Origin of the sequence: Thalassotalea crassostreae (genome assembly GCF_001831495.1) — a bacterium.
GTDB lineage: Bacteria > Pseudomonadota > Gammaproteobacteria > Enterobacterales > Alteromonadaceae > Thalassotalea_A > Thalassotalea_A crassostreae.
Map to the genome: position 1 here is coordinate 2,667,692 of NZ_CP017689.1, position 18,630 is coordinate 2,686,321.

16 protein-coding genes are annotated in these 18,630 nt (G+C 36.2%); 5 read left to right on the forward strand and 11 right to left on the reverse strand.

The genetic code is table 11. The annotated features are described in order from the left end of the window. The first annotated feature begins 348 nt into the window (after positions 1-348). The 3 genes from LT090_RS11410 (at position 349) to LT090_RS11420 (ending at position 2,960) form a co-directional block, all read left to right on the forward strand. Positions 349-867: a sigma-70 family RNA polymerase sigma factor gene (locus LT090_RS11410; RefSeq protein WP_068547878.1), complete on the forward strand. Its 519-nt coding sequence runs from the start codon at positions 349-351 to the stop codon at positions 865-867. Continuing rightward, positions 860-1,573 (forward strand): DUF3379 family protein, encoded by a 714-nt coding sequence (locus LT090_RS11415; protein WP_068547877.1) that lies wholly within the window; start codon positions 860-862, stop codon positions 1,571-1,573. Before LT090_RS11410 ends, LT090_RS11415 begins: the two co-directional genes overlap by 8 nt. 193 nt (positions 1,574-1,766) lie before the next feature. Next, on the forward strand, positions 1,767-2,960 hold the full coding sequence (locus tag LT090_RS11420) for an ISL3 family transposase (RefSeq protein WP_083318485.1): 1,194 nt from the start codon (positions 1,767-1,769) through the stop codon (positions 2,958-2,960). Positions 2,961-3,269: 309 nt separating this feature from the next. Here LT090_RS11420 and putP read toward each other — a convergent pair whose 3' ends face one another. After that, a complete protein-coding gene (gene putP / locus LT090_RS11425) occupies positions 3,270-4,757 on the reverse strand; it encodes a sodium/proline symporter PutP (protein WP_082897238.1) in 1,488 nt (495 codons plus the stop codon). A 408-nt stretch (positions 4,758-5,165) separates the two neighbouring features. On the opposite strand from putP, the gene LT090_RS11430 reads away from it, so the two are divergent. Then, on the forward strand, positions 5,166-5,897 hold the full coding sequence (locus LT090_RS11430; protein ID WP_068547279.1) for an EAL and HDOD domain-containing protein: 732 nt from the start codon (positions 5,166-5,168) through the stop codon (positions 5,895-5,897). Between the two features lie 100 nt (positions 5,898-5,997). Here LT090_RS11430 and pgi read toward each other — a convergent pair whose 3' ends face one another. The 8 genes from pgi to LT090_RS11470 form a co-directional block, all read right to left on the reverse strand. After that, on the reverse strand, positions 5,998-7,641 hold the full coding sequence (gene pgi / locus LT090_RS11435) for a glucose-6-phosphate isomerase (protein ID WP_068547281.1): 1,644 nt from the start codon (positions 7,639-7,641) through the stop codon (positions 5,998-6,000). A gap of 137 nt (positions 7,642-7,778) precedes the next feature. Next, positions 7,779-9,611: a glutamine--fructose-6-phosphate transaminase (isomerizing) gene (glmS, locus tag LT090_RS11440; RefSeq protein ID WP_068547283.1), complete on the reverse strand. Its 1,833-nt coding sequence runs from the start codon at positions 9,609-9,611 to the stop codon at positions 7,779-7,781. 140 nt (positions 9,612-9,751) lie between these two features. Next, complete coding sequence (galE, locus tag LT090_RS11445) at positions 9,752-10,762, reverse strand: UDP-glucose 4-epimerase GalE (protein WP_068547285.1); 1,011 nt, start codon at positions 10,760-10,762, stop codon at positions 9,752-9,754. 24 nt (positions 10,763-10,786) lie between these two features. Beyond that, entirely contained in the window at positions 10,787-11,707 is a 921-nt protein-coding gene (gene galU / locus LT090_RS11450) for a UTP--glucose-1-phosphate uridylyltransferase GalU (RefSeq protein ID WP_068547286.1), read from the reverse strand. 32 nt (positions 11,708-11,739) lie between these two features. Continuing rightward, positions 11,740-12,693: an acetyltransferase gene (locus tag LT090_RS11455; RefSeq protein WP_068547288.1), complete on the reverse strand. Its 954-nt coding sequence runs from the start codon at positions 12,691-12,693 to the stop codon at positions 11,740-11,742. 2 nt (positions 12,694-12,695) lie between these two features. Further along, on the reverse strand, positions 12,696-13,157 hold the full coding sequence (gene tagD / locus LT090_RS11460; RefSeq protein WP_068547290.1) for a glycerol-3-phosphate cytidylyltransferase: 462 nt from the start codon (positions 13,155-13,157) through the stop codon (positions 12,696-12,698). A gap of 14 nt (positions 13,158-13,171) precedes the next feature. Beyond that, positions 13,172-14,356: a CDP-glycerol glycerophosphotransferase family protein gene (locus LT090_RS11465; RefSeq protein ID WP_068547292.1), complete on the reverse strand. Its 1,185-nt coding sequence runs from the start codon at positions 14,354-14,356 to the stop codon at positions 13,172-13,174. A 7-nt stretch (positions 14,357-14,363) separates the two neighbouring features. After that, positions 14,364-15,518, reverse strand: a complete 1,155-nt coding sequence (locus tag LT090_RS11470) for a CDP-glycerol glycerophosphotransferase family protein (RefSeq protein WP_157726652.1) — start codon at positions 15,516-15,518, stop codon at positions 14,364-14,366. 215 nt (positions 15,519-15,733) lie between these two features. Between LT090_RS11470 and LT090_RS11475 the strand changes: the two genes are divergently transcribed. Further along, on the forward strand, positions 15,734-16,849 hold the full coding sequence (locus tag LT090_RS11475; RefSeq protein WP_068547295.1) for a hypothetical protein: 1,116 nt from the start codon (positions 15,734-15,736) through the stop codon (positions 16,847-16,849). 14 nt (positions 16,850-16,863) lie between these two features. Here the strand turns inward: LT090_RS11475 and LT090_RS11480 are convergent, their stop codons facing one another. Beyond that, a complete protein-coding gene (locus tag LT090_RS11480) occupies positions 16,864-17,571 on the reverse strand; it encodes an acylneuraminate cytidylyltransferase family protein (RefSeq protein WP_068547297.1) in 708 nt (235 codons plus the stop codon). After that, entirely contained in the window at positions 17,571-18,629 is a 1,059-nt protein-coding gene (locus tag LT090_RS11485; protein ID WP_068547299.1) for a nucleotidyltransferase family protein, read from the reverse strand. Before LT090_RS11485 ends, LT090_RS11480 begins: the two co-directional genes overlap by 1 nt. Between the last annotated feature and the right edge of the window lies 1 nt (position 18,630).

Genomic DNA, 18,630 nt, shown 5'->3' on the forward strand with positions numbered 1-18,630 from the left:
CCGTATAATTTATTAGTAAGAATTATACGGGCATTTTTCTGTGAACAGATTAATTTGAAAAAAATGAAAATATTTCGAAATAAAAATGACACCTCTAAGGTCTTTATATCTGTCGATATAAAAATGTGGGCAATTGAGAGTTTATATACAGATAGAGAGCGAAAAAAATTTTGAATAGATAGTTATTCATATCTTTTTAAAATTTTCTGAAGCTATCTAGCTTTATATAAGCTCCCGAAGGGTAGCAACTGATCTAGCGACTAAATTTTATCATCTTCGGTGCATTGGCTACTCAGTGCTCAGATATTTATTTCGACAGATATTTAGTAACACACTGAAAGAGACATTATGGCTAGCAAACAAACGCGTTATGAAGCACTAGTTAAAGCCTTGCACGGTGACTTATACCGATATGCATTTTGGTTGGTGCACGACAAACATATTGCCGAAGATTTAGTTCAAGAAACATTTCTTAGAGCGTGGAAAGCACTTGATTCATTGAAAGATGAAAAGGCTGCAAAGTCTTGGTTGATCACAATTTTGCGCCGCGAAAACGCTCGTCGTTTTGAACGTAAACAATTTGATATGAGTGAATATGACGAGCCGACTATTATCGACAATATTTCGTCAACAACAGAGCAAGAAATAGAAAACCAATGGTTAAGAGAAAAGATTTCTAAATTGGACGTCGACTATCGTGAACCGCTGATATTGCAAGTTGTTGCCGGCTTTAGCGGTGAAGAGATCGCCAGTTTATTAGGGTTAAATAAGAATACAGTAATGACAAGATTATTTAGAGCACGCAATCAACTACGCGATGCATTGACTAGAGAAGAGCGAATTAACAAGGGGCTAGCTAATGGATGATTTAGAATTTAGAAAGCGATTGTTTGCTGATCCGAACAACCTTGATGATGATATGCAAGAAAGCGTAGCAAGCGATAAGCAGCGCCAACAATTGCATAAAGATCTACTATCTCTAGATAGCGATATTCACAATGCGATGAATGTTGAAGTACCAGAAGGTCTAGCCGATAAATTAATTTTAGGACAAAGTCTGCGTGCACATCAAGTTAAGAAAAAGAAAACACGCATTCAGTTTGCATTAGCAGCCTCGGTAGCATTGATGGTAGGTATCGCCAGCAATATGATGTTGTTTAGCCCTGCCTACTCAAACGTAAGCGATTACTCGCTTGCACACTATCATCACGAAGAAGGTAAGTTCTCAAACGTTGGTAATGCTAATTATTCATTAGCAAGTGTTAATGAAGAAATGTCTGATTTGAATGTTTCATTCGCTAAGAAGCTAGGCAAGCTGATATCAGTTGACGGTTGTTTCTTCGATAGTATGAATAGCATTCACATGGTATTTGAAGGCAAGTATGACAATGTGACAGTTTTCATCGTACCAAAATCTGAACACTTACAGTTTACTGAACAGTTTAGCGATGCCGATATAAAAGGCGTTACACGTCAATATGAGCAAGGCGATGTCATCATCATGGGTGACAAACGTGAATCCTTAGACGTATGGCAGCAACAGCTTGATAGTAATATTGAGTGGAGTATCTAATTCAGCAGAAATTAATAGCTCATGAAAATTCACACTAAGTATGATTCCAGTCATACACCTTTATGCCCGCGCAAGCGGGCTTTTTTTTGGTTCATCGCATATTAGCGGGAAATAAAAAATAGTTGAAAAAAAAAACGGTGTAAGTTGTAAAGTTTTAATCGCCAAACCAAAACTAATAACAAACACCGTTTCTATGACCGATTTTACTTTCTTATCTCAATTCTGGGAAGGGTTTAATGTAACCCAAACTCAAAAAACTGATTCACTTGTCACTTTTACCCTTGAACCAAGCTCGGACGGACGTTGTCATTGCGGGCTTAAATGTAATTCCGTTCATGATTCAACCTGGCGAACGATTAATGATGCCAGCTTTCTTAATCATCGAGTGAGACTTAACGTACTTACTCGTCTCATAAATTGTCCTCAATGTGGCGTTATCACTGAAGCAATTCAATGGCTAGAGCCTCATTCTCGGATGACCGCCAGACTAAGAAATTATGTAGAAGGCTTGCTTAGAGTATTACCAATCAAGCATATCTCTCAGCACACAGGCCTACATTGGCATACGATAAAAGAAATCGATAAACGACGATTAGCTAGAGAGGTTAAGGGGCCTGACTGGTCATCCATCACGAAGCTGGTCATGGATGAGTTCGCAGTTTTCAAAGGTCATCGCTACGCAACCGTTATTGTGGACGCTGACACATATCAAGTGTTGTGGATTGGTGAAGGGCGTAGCCGCAAACAAATTAGGCCCTTTTTTGAAATGCTTGGCGAGCATTGCAAAAACATTGAAGCAGTCGCGATGGATATGAATACAGCCTTTGATTTGGAGGTTCAACAGCACTGTCCCAACGCTACGATAGTCTATGACCTATTTCATGTTGTGGCGAAGTATGGCCGAGAAGTCATCGACAGGGTTCGTATTGACCAAGCCAATAAGCTCAAGCATGACAAGAAAGCGAGAAAATGGGTAAAACGCTCTCGCTGGGTATTACTTAAAAACAGAGAGAATCTAACGGCTGGACAAGAAAACCATCTAGATACCTTATTAGCTATGAACAAAGACCTGATGACAACGTACATTCTTGGTGAACAACTCAAAGAGCTATGGTATTGCGAATCAATTGAACAGTCACAAAGCCTATGGGAATTATGGTGGCAGCAAGTTCAGGATAGCAAGCTCAAACCACTGTTAGACTTTGCTCGCAAACTAAAGCCATACATTCATGGCATTGTTTCATCTGCTAAATATCGACTAAACACCTGCACACTTGAAGGTATGAATAATAAAATCAAACTAATAAAAAGGATGGCCTATGGATATCGAGATTCAGAATACTTTTTCTTAAAGATAAAAGCTGCATTTCCCGGTAAGGCGCGATGAACCTTTTTTTTGCCTTACAGGACGTAAGGTATTTCGAAAATACATGGACGTTCAATTTTCGACGCCTTACAGGACAGGGTCGTTGCTGTCCATCCTGCACCCACGACACTTGTATATCCCTTTACATTGTATGACGAAACACCATGGGTGGTGTAGTTTCGGTAGTCACCTGTCTCAAACAACAAGAAGAAAAAACGAGGGTCAGATCACACTTTATTATAAAAAAATAATAAAAGTATGATCTGACCCTACTTATGCAATATCAATTGTTCAGGGCCGAGTTGCCCCGACCTAATAATTTTATTTTCTTTACGAGTGAACAGACTCTACTTGTTTGAACATCTCTTGTATTTCTGGCTCTGGTTGCTCTGTCATTCTACTTACCACGATAATAGCAATCGCAGAGAAAATAAAGCCAGGAACAATTTCATAGATCCATGCACTTAAGCTTTGACCATTAATAGTAATCGGCGCATATATCCAGAACAATACAGTCAATGCACCGACTAGCATGCCTGCTAATGCCCCTTGTTTATTCATTCGTTTCCAATACAAGCTGAAGATAACAAGTGGTCCAAATGCCGCTCCGAAACCAGCCCATGCATTACCGACTAAACTAAGAATAGAGCTTTCTCTATCGTAGGCTAAAAACACAGCAACTAATGCCACAATCAATACTGAAATTCGACCAACAGAAACCAATTGTTTTTCGCTCGCGTCTTTGTTTAAAAACGTTCGATAGATGTCACCGGTCAATGAACTTGAGGTAACTAGTAATTGTGATGAAATGGTACTCATAATTGCCGCAAGTATTGCTGCAAGTAAGAAACCAGCAATTATTGGGTGGAATAAAACTTGTGATAAAAGAATGAATATTGTTTCTGGATCTGCCAATTCCATACCGGTTTTAGCAATGTAAGCAATACCAACAAAACCCGTGGCTACAGCCCCCAATAGAGACACTATCATCCAACTCATGCCGATACGGCGTGCCGTTGGTAAATCTTCTACAGAGCGAATAGCCATAAAACGTACGATGATATGAGGCTGGCCAAAATAACCTAACCCCCATGCCATTGCTGAAACTATTGCAACTATGCTGACACCACTGAACATATTGAATAAATCAGGGTTAATAATGTCAATACTTTGCTGTGCTTCAGCCAAACCACCAACATTAAAGATCACCACAACAGGGACCAGTATTAAGGCGATAAACATAATACAACCTTGGACAAAGTCGGTTAAACTCACCGCTAAAAATCCGCCAAACATGGTGTAACAAACAACTACGCCAGCAGTAACATACAAGCCGATTTCATAATTTAAACCAAAAGAACTTTCGAACAACTTGCCACCAGCAACGATGCCCGATGATGTATATAAAGTAAAAAAGATGATGATAACGATTGAAGATACAATACGTAGTAAACGCTTATTATCATTGAAACGGTTTTCAAAAAAATCTGGCAAGGTTATAGAGTCATTGGCCACTTCAGTATAAGTTCGCAAACGTGGAGCGACGATACGATAGTTTGCATAGGCACCAATGATCAGGCCAATCGCGATCCAAGTACTGCTTAATCCCGATATGTACATTGCTCCTGGTACACCCATCAAGATCCAACCACTCATATCAGATGCGCCTGCCGATAAAGCTGTAACTGAGGGACTCAAACTACGCCCTCCTAGCATATAACCAGAAACATCATCTGTCGATTTTTTATAGGCGTATAAGCCAATAGCGATCATCGCGATAAAATAAACTGCTAAAGAAAAAATAGTGCCAATAGCCAAATTAGACTCCAAATATTTGTCGGTATTGCTGTAAGTATATACTACGGTTAAATTTCGCTGCGCCTATGCCTTTCTAGATATCTAAAATAAGCATAAATGCAGTGAAATTTTAGGTTTAAATACTTAAGAAATTAAAATTTAAGATTGCTATATGATAAATCTATTTGATGCAAGATAGCTATATATTTACTTGTTATTTTCTATTAACGATTTGTTTTAATTAGATTAATATATTTTACTTTCAGAAAGGTCGATGCTCAGCAAGATTCCCAGAGGGTCTATACATTTTTCCATTATTTTATCAGTAAAAATATGCTATTCTAGCCATTCATAAGCGTTTGGAATTAAGCATCTTTAATTCGATTTCTTACCATTTTTTCATTTAAACGCTGATAGGTATTTTATTAAATGCAATCAATTGAATCGTTGTTAATAGACAGCCTTACAATGAATAACAATCTAGAGAACAATAACCTAGAAAATGATATTCATAAAACCAAACTTAATGAGCTGCATGGCTTTGCTGCACGGCAATCTATCGTCGACAAAGACAATAACATATGTGCATATGAGTTATTTTTTCGTGATAGTTTAGTCAATACTTTTCCCAACATTGATGCCGATACTGCGACAATCAAACTGATTGAGTCGACACTAGAATCAAAAGTCAGTAAATCTTTTACCAAACAAAAGCCTGCTTTTGTGAATTTTACTTTGGCGACATTAAAAAAAGGTTACCCCCTGCAGTTGCCGAAAGAGCATATTATTGTAGAGATTTTAGAAACTGAAGAGCCAACTTCTGAACTATTCGATATTTGCAAGAACTTGCATAGTAAAGGTTATCAAATTGCTTTGGATGATTTCATTCATCATCAACTTTGGCATAATTTCTTTCCGTATATCGATATTATCAAAGTGGATTTTAGGCAAACGGATTTAAGTGAAATCGTTGAGCTGATTGAACATCTTACTGAGTATCCTCATATTCGATTACTCGCAGAAAAAATTGAAAGTATTGAAGAATTTGAACAGGCAATAAATTTAGGGTTTGAATTTTTTCAAGGATATTTTTTTGACAAACCTGAAGTTGTAAAACCTGCCGCCGTGAAAACATCAAATTTAGACCTAGCATTTATCTAGGTCTAATACACAAGAATTAGCGTTGCCAATTTAACTTTGCCAATTTAACTTTGCCAATTTAACTTTGCCAATTTAACTTTGCCAATTTAACTTTGCTAATTTAACTTTTTTTGGCCAAAAACTTGTCGATTAATCCTTGGGTTGAGGCAGACAAGTTGTCGTTACTTTCGCCGCCCATCACCGCCAATATAGATTGCCCTAGCTCTTTTCCTAACTCAACACCCCATTGATCAAATGAGTTTAATTGCCACATTATCCCTTGAACGAAAATTTTATGTTCATAAAGTGCCAGCAGTGCTCCTAATGCTTTAGGTGTTAGGTTATCCACAACTAATGTATTGCTCGGTGAGTCACCTGGCATTACTTTGTGTGGCGCAAGCCTTTCGACATCTTCATCCGATAACCCTTTCGATTTAAGCTCTGCTCTTGCATCCTCAAGAGACTTGCCTTTCATTAATGCTTCACTTTGTGCAAAACAATTGGCGACAAGCATGGTGTGATGATAGTGATAATCACTGTTAGAATTAAGCGATACTATAAAATCGGCTGGCACAACTTCATTGCTTTGATGCATTAATTGCATAAACGCATGCTGACCATTAGTTCCCTCTTGACCAAATACGATAGGCGCAGTTTTCATCGTGACTATTTCGCCATCGTGATTTACTTGCTTGCCATTACTTTCCATATCGAGTTGTTGCAGATAACCAGGTAAAGCTCGAAGTGAATGATCATAAGGTAAGGTGGTTAATGAGTTATAACCGAGAAAGTTTATGTTCCAAATTCCAAGTAAGGCCATCAATACTGGCATGTTATGACGAAAATCAGCGTTTTGAAAGTGTTTATCCATACTTCTCGCGCCAGCGCGTAGCTGCTCAAAATTTCCATAACCAATAGAAATCGCTAATGGTAATCCAACCGCCGACCATAATGAAAATCGACCTCCTACCCAATCCCACATTGGCAGAACATTTTCACTACTGACACCAAACTCTACTGCTTTCTCTACATTTGAACTGACAGCAATAAAATGATCAGATAAATCATAATCAGGTAAACGTGTTTGCAACCAACTTCGACAACTTGTGGCATTGAGCAAAGTTTCTTGAGTGGTAAACGTTTTCGATATAATTAGGATCACAGTAGTTTCAGGATTTAACGGTGCGAGCTTTTCAGCAATAGCGCTGCCGTCGATGTTGGCAAGGTAATGGACTTTTACTTTATCTTGCTGATACGGCTTAAGCGCCTCCTGAGCAACTTTACCGCCATAATATGAGCCACCGATACCAACAGCAATAACATCAGAGATTGGCTTACCAGTTGCCCCTAGATAATCGCCTGTATGTAAACTAGAACAAAGCTCTTGCATCTTGCTATTAGCAAGTTCGATTTCAGCGCACTCCTCAGGACTTAAAACCATGGCCTGCTGGTCTTTTTTGGCTCGCAAAATAGTATGCAGCACTGCCCTATTTTCAGTATGGTTGATTTTTTCACCACTAAACATCGCATTAATAGCAGTAGACAAATCGCTTTCATTTGCCCAAGCTATAAGCGAATTAAGAGCTTCTTCATTAATGTTTTGTTTTGAATAATCCAAAAACCAAGACGATGCATTTATCGAGAATTGTTCGAATCGCTTTGAGTTTTCATTAAACAGGTCGGTAATAGCGTTTGATTTAAAAATGCTAGCTTGCTGTTCAAGTGCTGAGATAGCTATGGTTTGAGGTGATGATGCTTGAACCAAGGTAAATCCTTTTTATTTTTGCTATTCTGTTCATTTATTAGATAATTGGTGGAGAGTAAATATAATTGAAAAATAACTCCGCTTCGCTAATTTCCAATTATATTAAATTAGGTCATTTTGGATACTATAATTTGTAATTATTCTACAGTTACTGACTTCGCAAGGTTTCTAGGTTGGTCAACATCCGTCCCTTTAATAATCGCCACGTAATAGGATAGCAACTGCAATGGTATCGTATAAATCATTGGTGCTATACCTATTTCACAATGTGGGATATCAATCACTTTCATAGTTTCATCACTGACAAAGTTTGAATCAACGTCTGCAAACACAAACATTAAACCGCCACGAGCTCTGACTTCTTCAACATTAGATTTTAACTTTTCAATAAGTTCATTATTAGGGGCAACGACAATTACTGGCATATCGTCATCAATCAAAGCTAATGGCCCGTGCTTTAATTCGCCGGCAGCGTAGGCTTCCGCATGAATGTAAGAAATTTCTTTAAGTTTTAAAGCGCCTTCCATTGCGATTGGGTATTGGCGACCGCGTCCTAAAAATAAAGAATGATTTTTATCAGAAAAATCTTCCGCTAATGCTTCTATACGTGGCGCGATTGCCAGTACTTCGTCAATCTTATTTGGTAACGTTAATAAAGCTTGTGTATGTTCTTTTAGTTTTTCTTGATTAACATCATTGAATTTTCCTAAAGCAATGGTCAGCATCATTAAACCCACAAGCTGTGTAGTAAATGCTTTCGTTGATGCAACGCCAATCTCTGCGCCAGCTTTGGTCATAAAACATAAATCAGATTCTCTAACTAAAGACGAACCTGGCACATTACAAATCGTAAGAGATGCTTTAAAACCTAGGTCTTTTGCTTTTCTCAATGCAGCCAAAGTATCTGCGGTTTCGCCTGATTGAGAGATGGTTACTATCAATCCATTCTTTGGCACGAATATTTTTCTATATCGATACTCACTAGCTATTTCAATATTACAGGAAATTCCGGCAAATTCTTCAAGCCAATAGCGCGCAACCATGCCTGAATGGTAACTCGTACCACAAGCAATAATTTGAACATGTTCTATCGATTTAAAGATTTCCTCGGCGTTATTTCCGAACACATCGCTATCAATACTGTCATCGATAATACGCCCTGCAAGAGAGTTACGAATTGCAATTGGCTGCTCATAAATTTCTTTAAGCATATAGTGTCGATATTCACCCTTATCGCCTGCATCATGAGTAGCATCGGATTCTTTAATTTCTCGTTCTACGGCATTACCATTTTCATCAAAAATTGAAACTGACTGTCGAGTAATCTCCGCTACATCCCCTTCTTCAAGATAAGCAAAGCGTCTGGTAACCGGCAATAATGCCAATATATCTGAAGCAATGAAATGTTCTCCTAGTCCATAACCTATCACTAAAGGGCTGCCTGAACGGGCTACGATAAATTTATCTTTATCGTTTGCATCCATTATCACAGTGCCATAAGCACCATCTAATTGTTTAGTAGCAAGTTGAACAGCCGACAACAAAGTGTCGCAGGATTTAAATTCGTGATGAACGAGATGAGCGATGACTTCAGTATCGGTTTGGGAGGTGAACACATAGCCTAGCGTTTTCAGTTTTCCTCTTAGTTCTTCATGATTTTCAATGATACCATTATGAACAACGACAATATTATCGGATGATAAATGCGGGTGAGCATTAGCTTCACTAGGTGCTCCATGTGTAGCCCATCGGGTGTGGGCTATTCCGGTACCGCCAGGGCAAGGTTCATTTTGAACTGCATCGGATAATTCTTGAACTTTCCCTAATCGTCTAACTCGATGAAGTTTATTTTGGCTATCAACAACTGCAACACCGGCAGAATCGTATCCTCGGTATTCAAGTCTCTTTAAACCTTCAATTAAAATATCTACTACATCGCGCTGAGCCACAGCACCAACTATCCCGCACATATAATCTCCAAAATTGTTGTTTTTGTTTCACTGAAAATTATAGTCAAAAATTTAATTTTTATTAAAAATAACAAAAAAAACGAGAAATAAATTTCTCGTCTTTTATTGATATGGCTTTTTAATGACCTAGAAATCATTTATTAGTCAAAACCATTCGGGTTTTCTGACTGCCAGCGCCATGTATCGGCAATCATGTCATCTAAACCTCGCTCAGCCTGCCAGCCTAATACATCATAGGCGATATTAGCTTGCGCAAAAACGGTCGCTATATCACCTGGACGACGAGGGCTTATTTTGTAAGGAATATCAGCGCCACTGATCTCTTTAAATTTATTTACTATCTGTAAGACAGAAGTACCATTTCCAGTGCCAATATTAATCGCAGTACAACCAGGTAATTTATCAAGTGCAATGACAGCTTTTAAATGTGCTTTTGCTAAATCGACAACGTGAATATAATCACGTACACCTGTTCCATCGACTGTATCATAATCATCGCCAAAAACCTGCAGTTCCTTTAATCGTCCAACAGCAACCTGAGACACAAAAGGCAAAAGGTTATTCGGAATACCATTTGGATTTTCTCCAATAAGGCCTGATTTATGAGCACCAATAGGATTGAAATAACGAAGAGAAATGATCGACCATTCTGGATCACTTTTGGCTAAATCAAACAACACATGTTCGACCATCAATTTTGATTGACCATATGGATTGGTTGCTGAAGTAGGCATAGTCTCCACTAGTGGCGATACGTTATTTTCACCATAAACCGTAGCGGATGAACTAAACACAATGTTTTTTACATTAAATTCAGTCATCACTTCAAGCAATGCAACAGTCCCTGACACATTATTGTGATAATAATGCAGAGGTATTTGCGTCGATTCACCAACGGCTTTTAACCCAGCAAAGTGAATAACAGAGCTTATATTATGGTCGTTAAAAACACGTCGCATAGCACCTTTATCACAGATATCAGCCTCGATAAAAACTGATTTTTTACCTGTAATTTGTTCTACTCTATCTAATGATTTTGTTGAAGAGTTAACCAGGTTATCAACGATCACCACGTCATCGCCTTGCTCTAATAATTCAACAACAGTATGACTGCCGATATATCCAGTACCACCAGTAATTAATAAACTCATTTTCTTTATCCAAAAGTTTTGATATTAACTTTTTAAGCTTGCCAAGTAAGCAGTAAAGCGTTCACCTATTTCAGGGTGACGCAAAGCAAATTCAACATTAGCTTTCATATACCCCATTTTAGATCCACAATCATGTGACTTACCGGTCATATGAAATGCTTCTACTGTTTCGCTATTCATCAAATCAGCAATGGCATCAGTTAATTGAATCTCATCGCCAGCACCTGGACGAGTATGTTCTAGCAAGTCCCATATTTTATTTGATAACACATAGCGACCAACAACAGCCAAATTAGAAGGTGCTTCTTCAATAGGTGGTTTTTCAACTACCTCGGTCATAGGCATTGATTCTCCGGCATTTAATTTCGCACCGCCACAATCTACAACTCCATAACTACTTACTTTTTCCATAGGAACTGGCTCAACCATAATTTGGCTTATTTGAGACTGCTCAAATCGTTTTATCATTGCCGCCAAATTCTCAGATTTCAAATCAGCACTAGCGTCATCCATAATTACGTCAGGAAGAACGACAATAAAAGGCTCATCTCCTACTATAGGTTTTGCTTTTAAGACTGCATGTCCTAAGCCTTTAGCTTCACCTTGACGAACATGCATAATAGTCACATCCTTTGGTGTAATTGCTTGTATTTCATCAAGCAATTGACGTTTAACTCGGGTTTCTAATGTTGTTTCTAACTCAAATGATTTATCAAAGTGATTTTCTATAGAGTTTTTCGATGAATGAGTAACCAAAATAATTTCGTTTATTCCTGCAGCGATACATTCTTTAACGATGTATTGAATTAAAGGTTTATCTACAATTGGCAGCATTTCTTTTGGAATAGCTTTTGTCGCAGGCAACATGCGAGTACCAAGACCGGCTACAGGTATTACAGCTTTCTTAACTAGGCGTTCGTGGGATTTATTTTTTTTTACAGACATAAGGCAATTCCATTTTTCTTTGTTATTAATGTTTAATCGTAATAGTTTAGCAGAGTACTGATGAAGGTTTCTACTTGTTCTTCTGGTAATGCGTTGATACCAGCGGCGGCAGCTCGACCACCTCCAGTTGGAAATTGCACACAAATTTCGTCAGCACCTTGTTTATTATTTAAAGGAGCTCTGACACTTACTGTATAGCTACCATCTAAATTCTTAGTTAGAACACCATGGGCTTTATTAGGAGATTGGTTAGCAAGTTCATTACCGTATACACCACTTACACGTCTTGACCATGCAGCGTCTTCAAGCGCAATAACCTTACAAACATCGTTATCAAATAATACATCAGCACTATCAGCTTTAGTCATGTCTTGCTGATAGGCTGTTTCTAAGTCAAAAAATAAAGATGACTTTTCTGCAAATAAATTCTCCGGCGTTTCATAGTTTTTAAGTTTTTCATATAAGTCAGCTGGATGATAATGTAAATCGTTTATATCACGCCCGTATCCGTTATAGTTAACATAGGTGCCAAGTGCTTCTAGATTATTAGTCAATTGGTCAGATAAACCATTTAAGTGGCTATGTCGTCGAGCAACTGCTTTAAGGTTATCCCCAAAAGCTGCTGCAATGGCCCACAAATGATGTTTGCCTTTTAGATAATCGTTAATAAGTAAACTTGTACAAACATCAGGAGACGTATTTATGATAGTGTGCAAATTAGTATAAGTTGGTATGTTACTAGCACGGTGATGGTCAACGTAAAACACTGATGTATTATTAGCTAAGAGTTGCTCTAATGGCCTTTGATTTTTATCCATAGAAACATCTAAAACTACAACATTAGTCGCGTCATCATTTACGCGTTCAAGTAAAGAAATATCTCTCTTTACTCCTGTTACTAGTTTCGTTTCTTTTGGCTCTGCCAGTCTTAATTGAAGTAACGCTAAGATCCCATCTGCGTCGCCATTAAATACATCATAATTCATTGTTATTCTAAATCCTTTCTTAATCTATCTAATATATCAAACGCATTAATCAAATCTTGCTTTGAGATATTTCGTATCGAATTTAATGAGCTCTTTAATAAGCTTGTTGATACACCTTCTGTTCTTGGAAGGTAGATTACTCTACAAATATCTTCTAAATGATCAAATTTACCCTTCCAGTCATCACCGATTACAAATATATCTATATTTAAATCAATTATATCGTGCTTTTTTTGCTCCCAAGACTGTTCAGGTATGACTTTACTCACATACTGAATCGCTTCAACTATTTGCGCTCTCTGCTCAAAAGGTATCAATGACTTCTTCCCTTTAGTCGCGTTAAATTCATCAGTTGATACACCAACAATTAATTCATCGCCAAATTCGTATATCCGCTTTAATAAATTTAAATGACCAATATGAAACATATCAAATGTTCCGTAAGTAATTATTTTTTTTGTCATAGTCTAATTAATCTTTATATTATTTTACTTATAATAAAATCAGCATTTGATTTAGAGGGCTCTAGCTTTATCGTATTTAACTCATCATTGACTCTTTTTCTTTCAGATAAGTAGTATCCCCTATCTTCTAGCAATGCTGTCAGTTCATTTTCAAATTTATCATATGATGCAGGTTTTGGCCCTGGAGTATACTTTTGAAAATCAATAGCAAAACCTACATTTTCATTATAGGCCGAATAGTCATAAGGAAGAAACATTACAGGTTTTAAAGTCAGAATAAAATCAATATAAATACTTGAATAATCTGTGATTACAGCATCAAACTCGCCTAGAATAGAATTTATATCATGAACGTCATTATTTCCTAGTATTCGAATCCTCGGTGACACTAACAACTCTGGGGGGATTTTATCTGAAAAATTAGGGTGTAATCTTAAATGTATATTGATTTGGTTATTCTCTAAACATTCGGTTAGCCGAGCAACAGAAAAATCATCGAAGTTAAATAGTTTAGTGTCAGAAAAAGGTCGCCATGTAGGCGCATATAAGACGTGCCTTCCGTGCGGCATTTTAGTCGTTATACTTTTAAAAAGCTCTTTTTGGGGTTGAAGTATTAACTCGTTTCTTGCCAATGGCTGTATCACTACATCTTCAACATTTACTCCCAGGCATTTTACCCATATTGGGGTAAAAATATCCGCGCAAGAATAGAAGTACGAAAAATTTTTGCGTATTAACCAATAATAAGTCTTTTTTAGTTTGCCACAGCTATTTTCCATTAAGCCAATATTTTTAAGAGGAGAGCCGTGGCTTAAATGGTGTACCTTCCTTCCTATATTCAACAGAACGCCACCAACTGGCGTTTCGAAAGAAGACACCACCCAAGTCTTTGCCATTAACACATAGAAATGACCAGAAAGCGTATTAGACCGAATAAAGTAATCACCATATTCCATTGTTAATTTTTTTCTGTACTCATCAGAGTTAATCACAAACTTAATTTCAAAATCCTGATGGTGTTTTAGAAAGTACTCAAATAGATACTTGGAGCTATGCTTAAAAGCGATGTTATGATCTGAAGAAAAAATTATTCGTTTTTTCTTTTTAGGAACAAATAACATTAATAAAGCAGGTATGAAGCCCTTTACCATTCTTAAAAGACGTGTTTTGTTATGCTGTCGTTTATTAATACTTGTCATCTAATACTTATTTACTAATAAACAAAGGAAGACGTTTATAGCTTTTTATAGCCTTGTAAACTAATTCACTTTTATTTGCTGATGTATCACTATGGTGAAATTTATTTTTTGTCTCGACGTAACCTATAAAATGTCTATTTTTAAGTTCAGTGTCAATCGTATTTGTTAATACATCAAAATTATCGAGCAACGGTACAGGAATTTGCTCTTTATAGTCGAGAATAAAACCTTGCTGTTTTATATAAGCATCATAGTCTTTCGCATAAATAATAATAGGTCTATCTAGTAATAAAAAATCAATCCAAATACTAGAAAAATCTGTGATTAGTAAATCTGTTAAATGAAGTATGATATTGCTATTTGTAACCTTTGAAACATCAAAAACATTAGGGTGCGCTAGTAAAAGGCCTAACTTTGATAATTTAGAAAATTTATGAGATCTTATCCAAAGACATGAATTTTTCTTTTCTAGTAATGCACCTAACTTAATCTGTTCTTCTTTACTTAACTCTAAAGGATCAATTAAATCTTTAGGAGTCCCTCGAAAAGTTGGAGCCCATAAAATAACATTATCAAAGCCATGCTTTAACTCATTTAACTTATCTAAATCTCCATATAAATCTAACTTTGAAAGCTCACTATCATTACAAAGTAAAAAATCATTTCTTGGCAAGCCAGTGTCTAACACATTGAATCGAGGGATATTCATAGCTGACGACATCAACAATGCATCATAGTTTGAATTTGCTGTTAATAGATCAGTATAAGGAGATTGTCTTAGGGAATATATTTTCGACTTTTGTTCAGTTAAATGAAACCTTATTTTTTTTAGTGGTGTTCCGTGCCACAAGTTTACTCTTATATGACGTTTGGAAGATATTCCTGGTAACAAAGAATGATCAAAAATAATTACTTTACTCAACATAAGATCCCATACAACCTTTAAGGATTGTATAGGCCTTTTAGGAGAAAGTTTATTACCATCAACAACAACGACTACTTCACCTGTATTATTTAAAACATACTGATAAAGAGCTTGCTGATTGGCATCCCAAAAAGTTCGGGGGGTTTTGAAAAAGCAAAAGCGATTTTTTTTAGGCAGCATTTTATCTGATATAGACAAAATGGAGATACATATTAATTTTATTCTTTCAATTATCACATTACATCTCTTTCATAACTTTGTATTGGTCAACAGATTTTGGCCACAGTTTTATAGATCTTCCAATAATTATCTTCAACAGTATTTGGACTTAAACCATCATTTTTCAGGATGTATTTCATTTTCATATGTTTTATCTGTCTTAAAATTTCTCTTAAACAAGAAAAGTTCATGCTAATATAAAATAATATAATCATTCAAACAAAGTATGTATCATGAAATTATTAATCCATACAGGGACTCATAAAACAGCGAGTAGTTCAATACAAAATTTTTTAAATATAAATAAAACAATATTAGCTGAAAATTTTGCAATAGGCTATTTGTCAGAATTAACTTCATTAGTTGTAGATGATGATTTTTTTAATTTATTACAAATAAGTATAAATGATAATAAAGATCAAAAAATTCTTATAGTATCAAATGAAAGACTCTGTGGTCACTTTGTTGATGGATATTCTGCCCCAGAAACACATGCTTTAAAGTTAGCTAGAGCAATAAATAATTTAACATTCACCATAGATGTTGAAATTCTCACAGTATTTAGAGAACAAGTTGACTTTATTCGGTCCTGCTATTGTCAACTATTAAAGCAAGATAATAAAATTTCTTTTCCAGAATTCTATAGAAACCTTCCTAGTAACTCTCTAAATTGGAAAAATTACTACGATTCATTCAATCAAATCATTACCCCCCGCAAGTACCATATAATTTATTATTCAATTAATATGGACATTAAAAAGCTCATAACGGATATTCTTTCTATACCAATGGATAAATTGAGCTCTCCCAAAACTCAGATAAACCCATCATTTGGCAAATTTTCTATAATTATGAACGAAGAGAATAGAACCTTTTCAAAACATTGGAAAAGCGATAAATTAAGCAAAATATTACAAATTACAGGCAACCATTTAAACAGCCCAAAAGTGGCCTATTTTTCTGACAGTGAATCTTCAGAAATCAGACAGTTTTATAAAGAAACGGACCCTCTTACCTCTAACTTCAATTATTCAACAAATCAGAACCCCAACGAATATAAAAATGAGCTTGAAGAGTTCATCCGACAATACACCAGAATTTATTTAATTCAGACAAAAAATGAACAACGAGAAAATGAACGAATTAGCAAGTTGTTAAATTCTTTACGCATAAGAACCGACCGTCTACAGGATAGTTTTTCAACTTTATGGAAGCAAAAGCATACCCAAAATTTAACAATCCAATCACTTAAAAGTGAACTAAACAAACAAGCTTTAAACAACCGTGAAATGAAAAAACAATTAACCCTGTTACAATCACAAGTAAACGAGTTTATTAATAAAAGCTAACGTAATAATTAAAATTAATTACCACTAACTTTTTCATTCAATAATACTTGTGCTAATTTAAAATCTATCGACTCATCTATATCTACTGAGTCGATACTTTTCATTTCATAGGCAAATACCGAAGAGTCATAATATATTCCATTGTTTTCTTTAACCCCTTTAACGCCATATAGATAAATAGCTCCATTTAAACGGAAGTACTTAGGTATGTCTTGACTGCGTTTAGAGATTAAATTTGGGGGTAAAAAGTCCCCCATAGAGTTATCACTCGGTAAAGTATTAGACCATAATGGAGAATGTTCGCACTGACAGACAGATACAACACCTCCGGCTTTGCGCTTTCGAAATAATTCTATACTCTCATCAATATGTAAAGTAGACCTTAAGGGAGAAGTTGGCTGTAACAACATAATCGAATCTCCTTCTGATAGGCCAACTTTATCAATAGCATGCAATAATACATCATTAGAAGTAGCCGTATCTGAAGATAGATAATCTGGTCGAATAAAAGGAACTTCTGCACCATATTTTATTGCTACATCAGCTATTTTTTGACAATCGGTTGTTACATAAACCTTTGATATGTATTGGGATGCAAGCGCTGCACGAATAGTCCAAGCAATAAGTGGCGAACCATTGAGGGCTAAAACATTCTTATTTGGCAGCCTTTTGCTTCCCCCTCTAGCAGGTATTAAAGCAATACATTTATTCTCTTTATGCATTAATCTATTAATCCTAAAGTTTCTATATCAACTTGGGCTTTTTTGAAATCATCCATTCTTCCTATGTCAAGCCAATATTCATGTAATGGATATAAAAATACATTCTTATCATTATCTATCTGTTGTTCCAGTAGAGTAGGCAAGTCTATGATTTGGTTAAGCTCTAAATCAGCAAAGACTTCAGGCTCCAATACATAAATTCCGGTATTAACAAAAAAAGTATGCGTTGGTTTCTCAACCATCGACGTTATTTTTATACCATCACTATTAATAACCCCGTAAGGAATTTGATAATCATATTCACGCACACACATAGTGGCACAAGCATCGTTTTGGTTATGAAACTTTAATAGCCGCTTAAAGTTCAGTTTAGTTAAAACATCTCCATTAATCATAATCAAAGGTAGCTTGGGGGTAGACTCAGGTAATAATGAAAGCGCGCCACCGGTTCCAAGAGGAGAATCTTCATGAACATAAGTTACATTTACACCGAACTTACTTCCGTCTCCAAAATGGTCCATAATAACTTCAGGTAGAAAATGAGTTGAAATATAGAAATTCTTAAACCCGTTTTTCTTAAATTGCAAAATAACTGTTTCAAGAATTGGTTTATCCCCTACCTCTAACATTGGCTTAGGGCAGTTATCAGTAAGTGGTCTTAAACGAGTACCAAAACCTCCCGCCATTATAAATACGGGGTTTTCATACGTAGTTGCTGACATAGCATCATGAATTGTCTCAAGACCAACGAGCTCCTCACCCTTTAACACAGGTATTGAAAGAATACTTTTTGCTTCCATCAGAGCTAGTGCTTGCTTTTTATCTGCAGGATAAGGCAAGGTTAAGGGTTTTTTATTCATTACCGTTTCAACAGGGTTAGTGAGGGCTAGACCTTTTAAAAGCCCTCTACGAACATCTCCATCAGTAACGATTCCGAGTAAATTGTTTTTATCGTCAATTACAAGTGCAGATCTATGCGCACCTATACTAATTATTTCTAGCGCTTCTCTAATTGACGATGTTGGCGAAATTAGTATGTCCTGCAAATTTTTAATCATT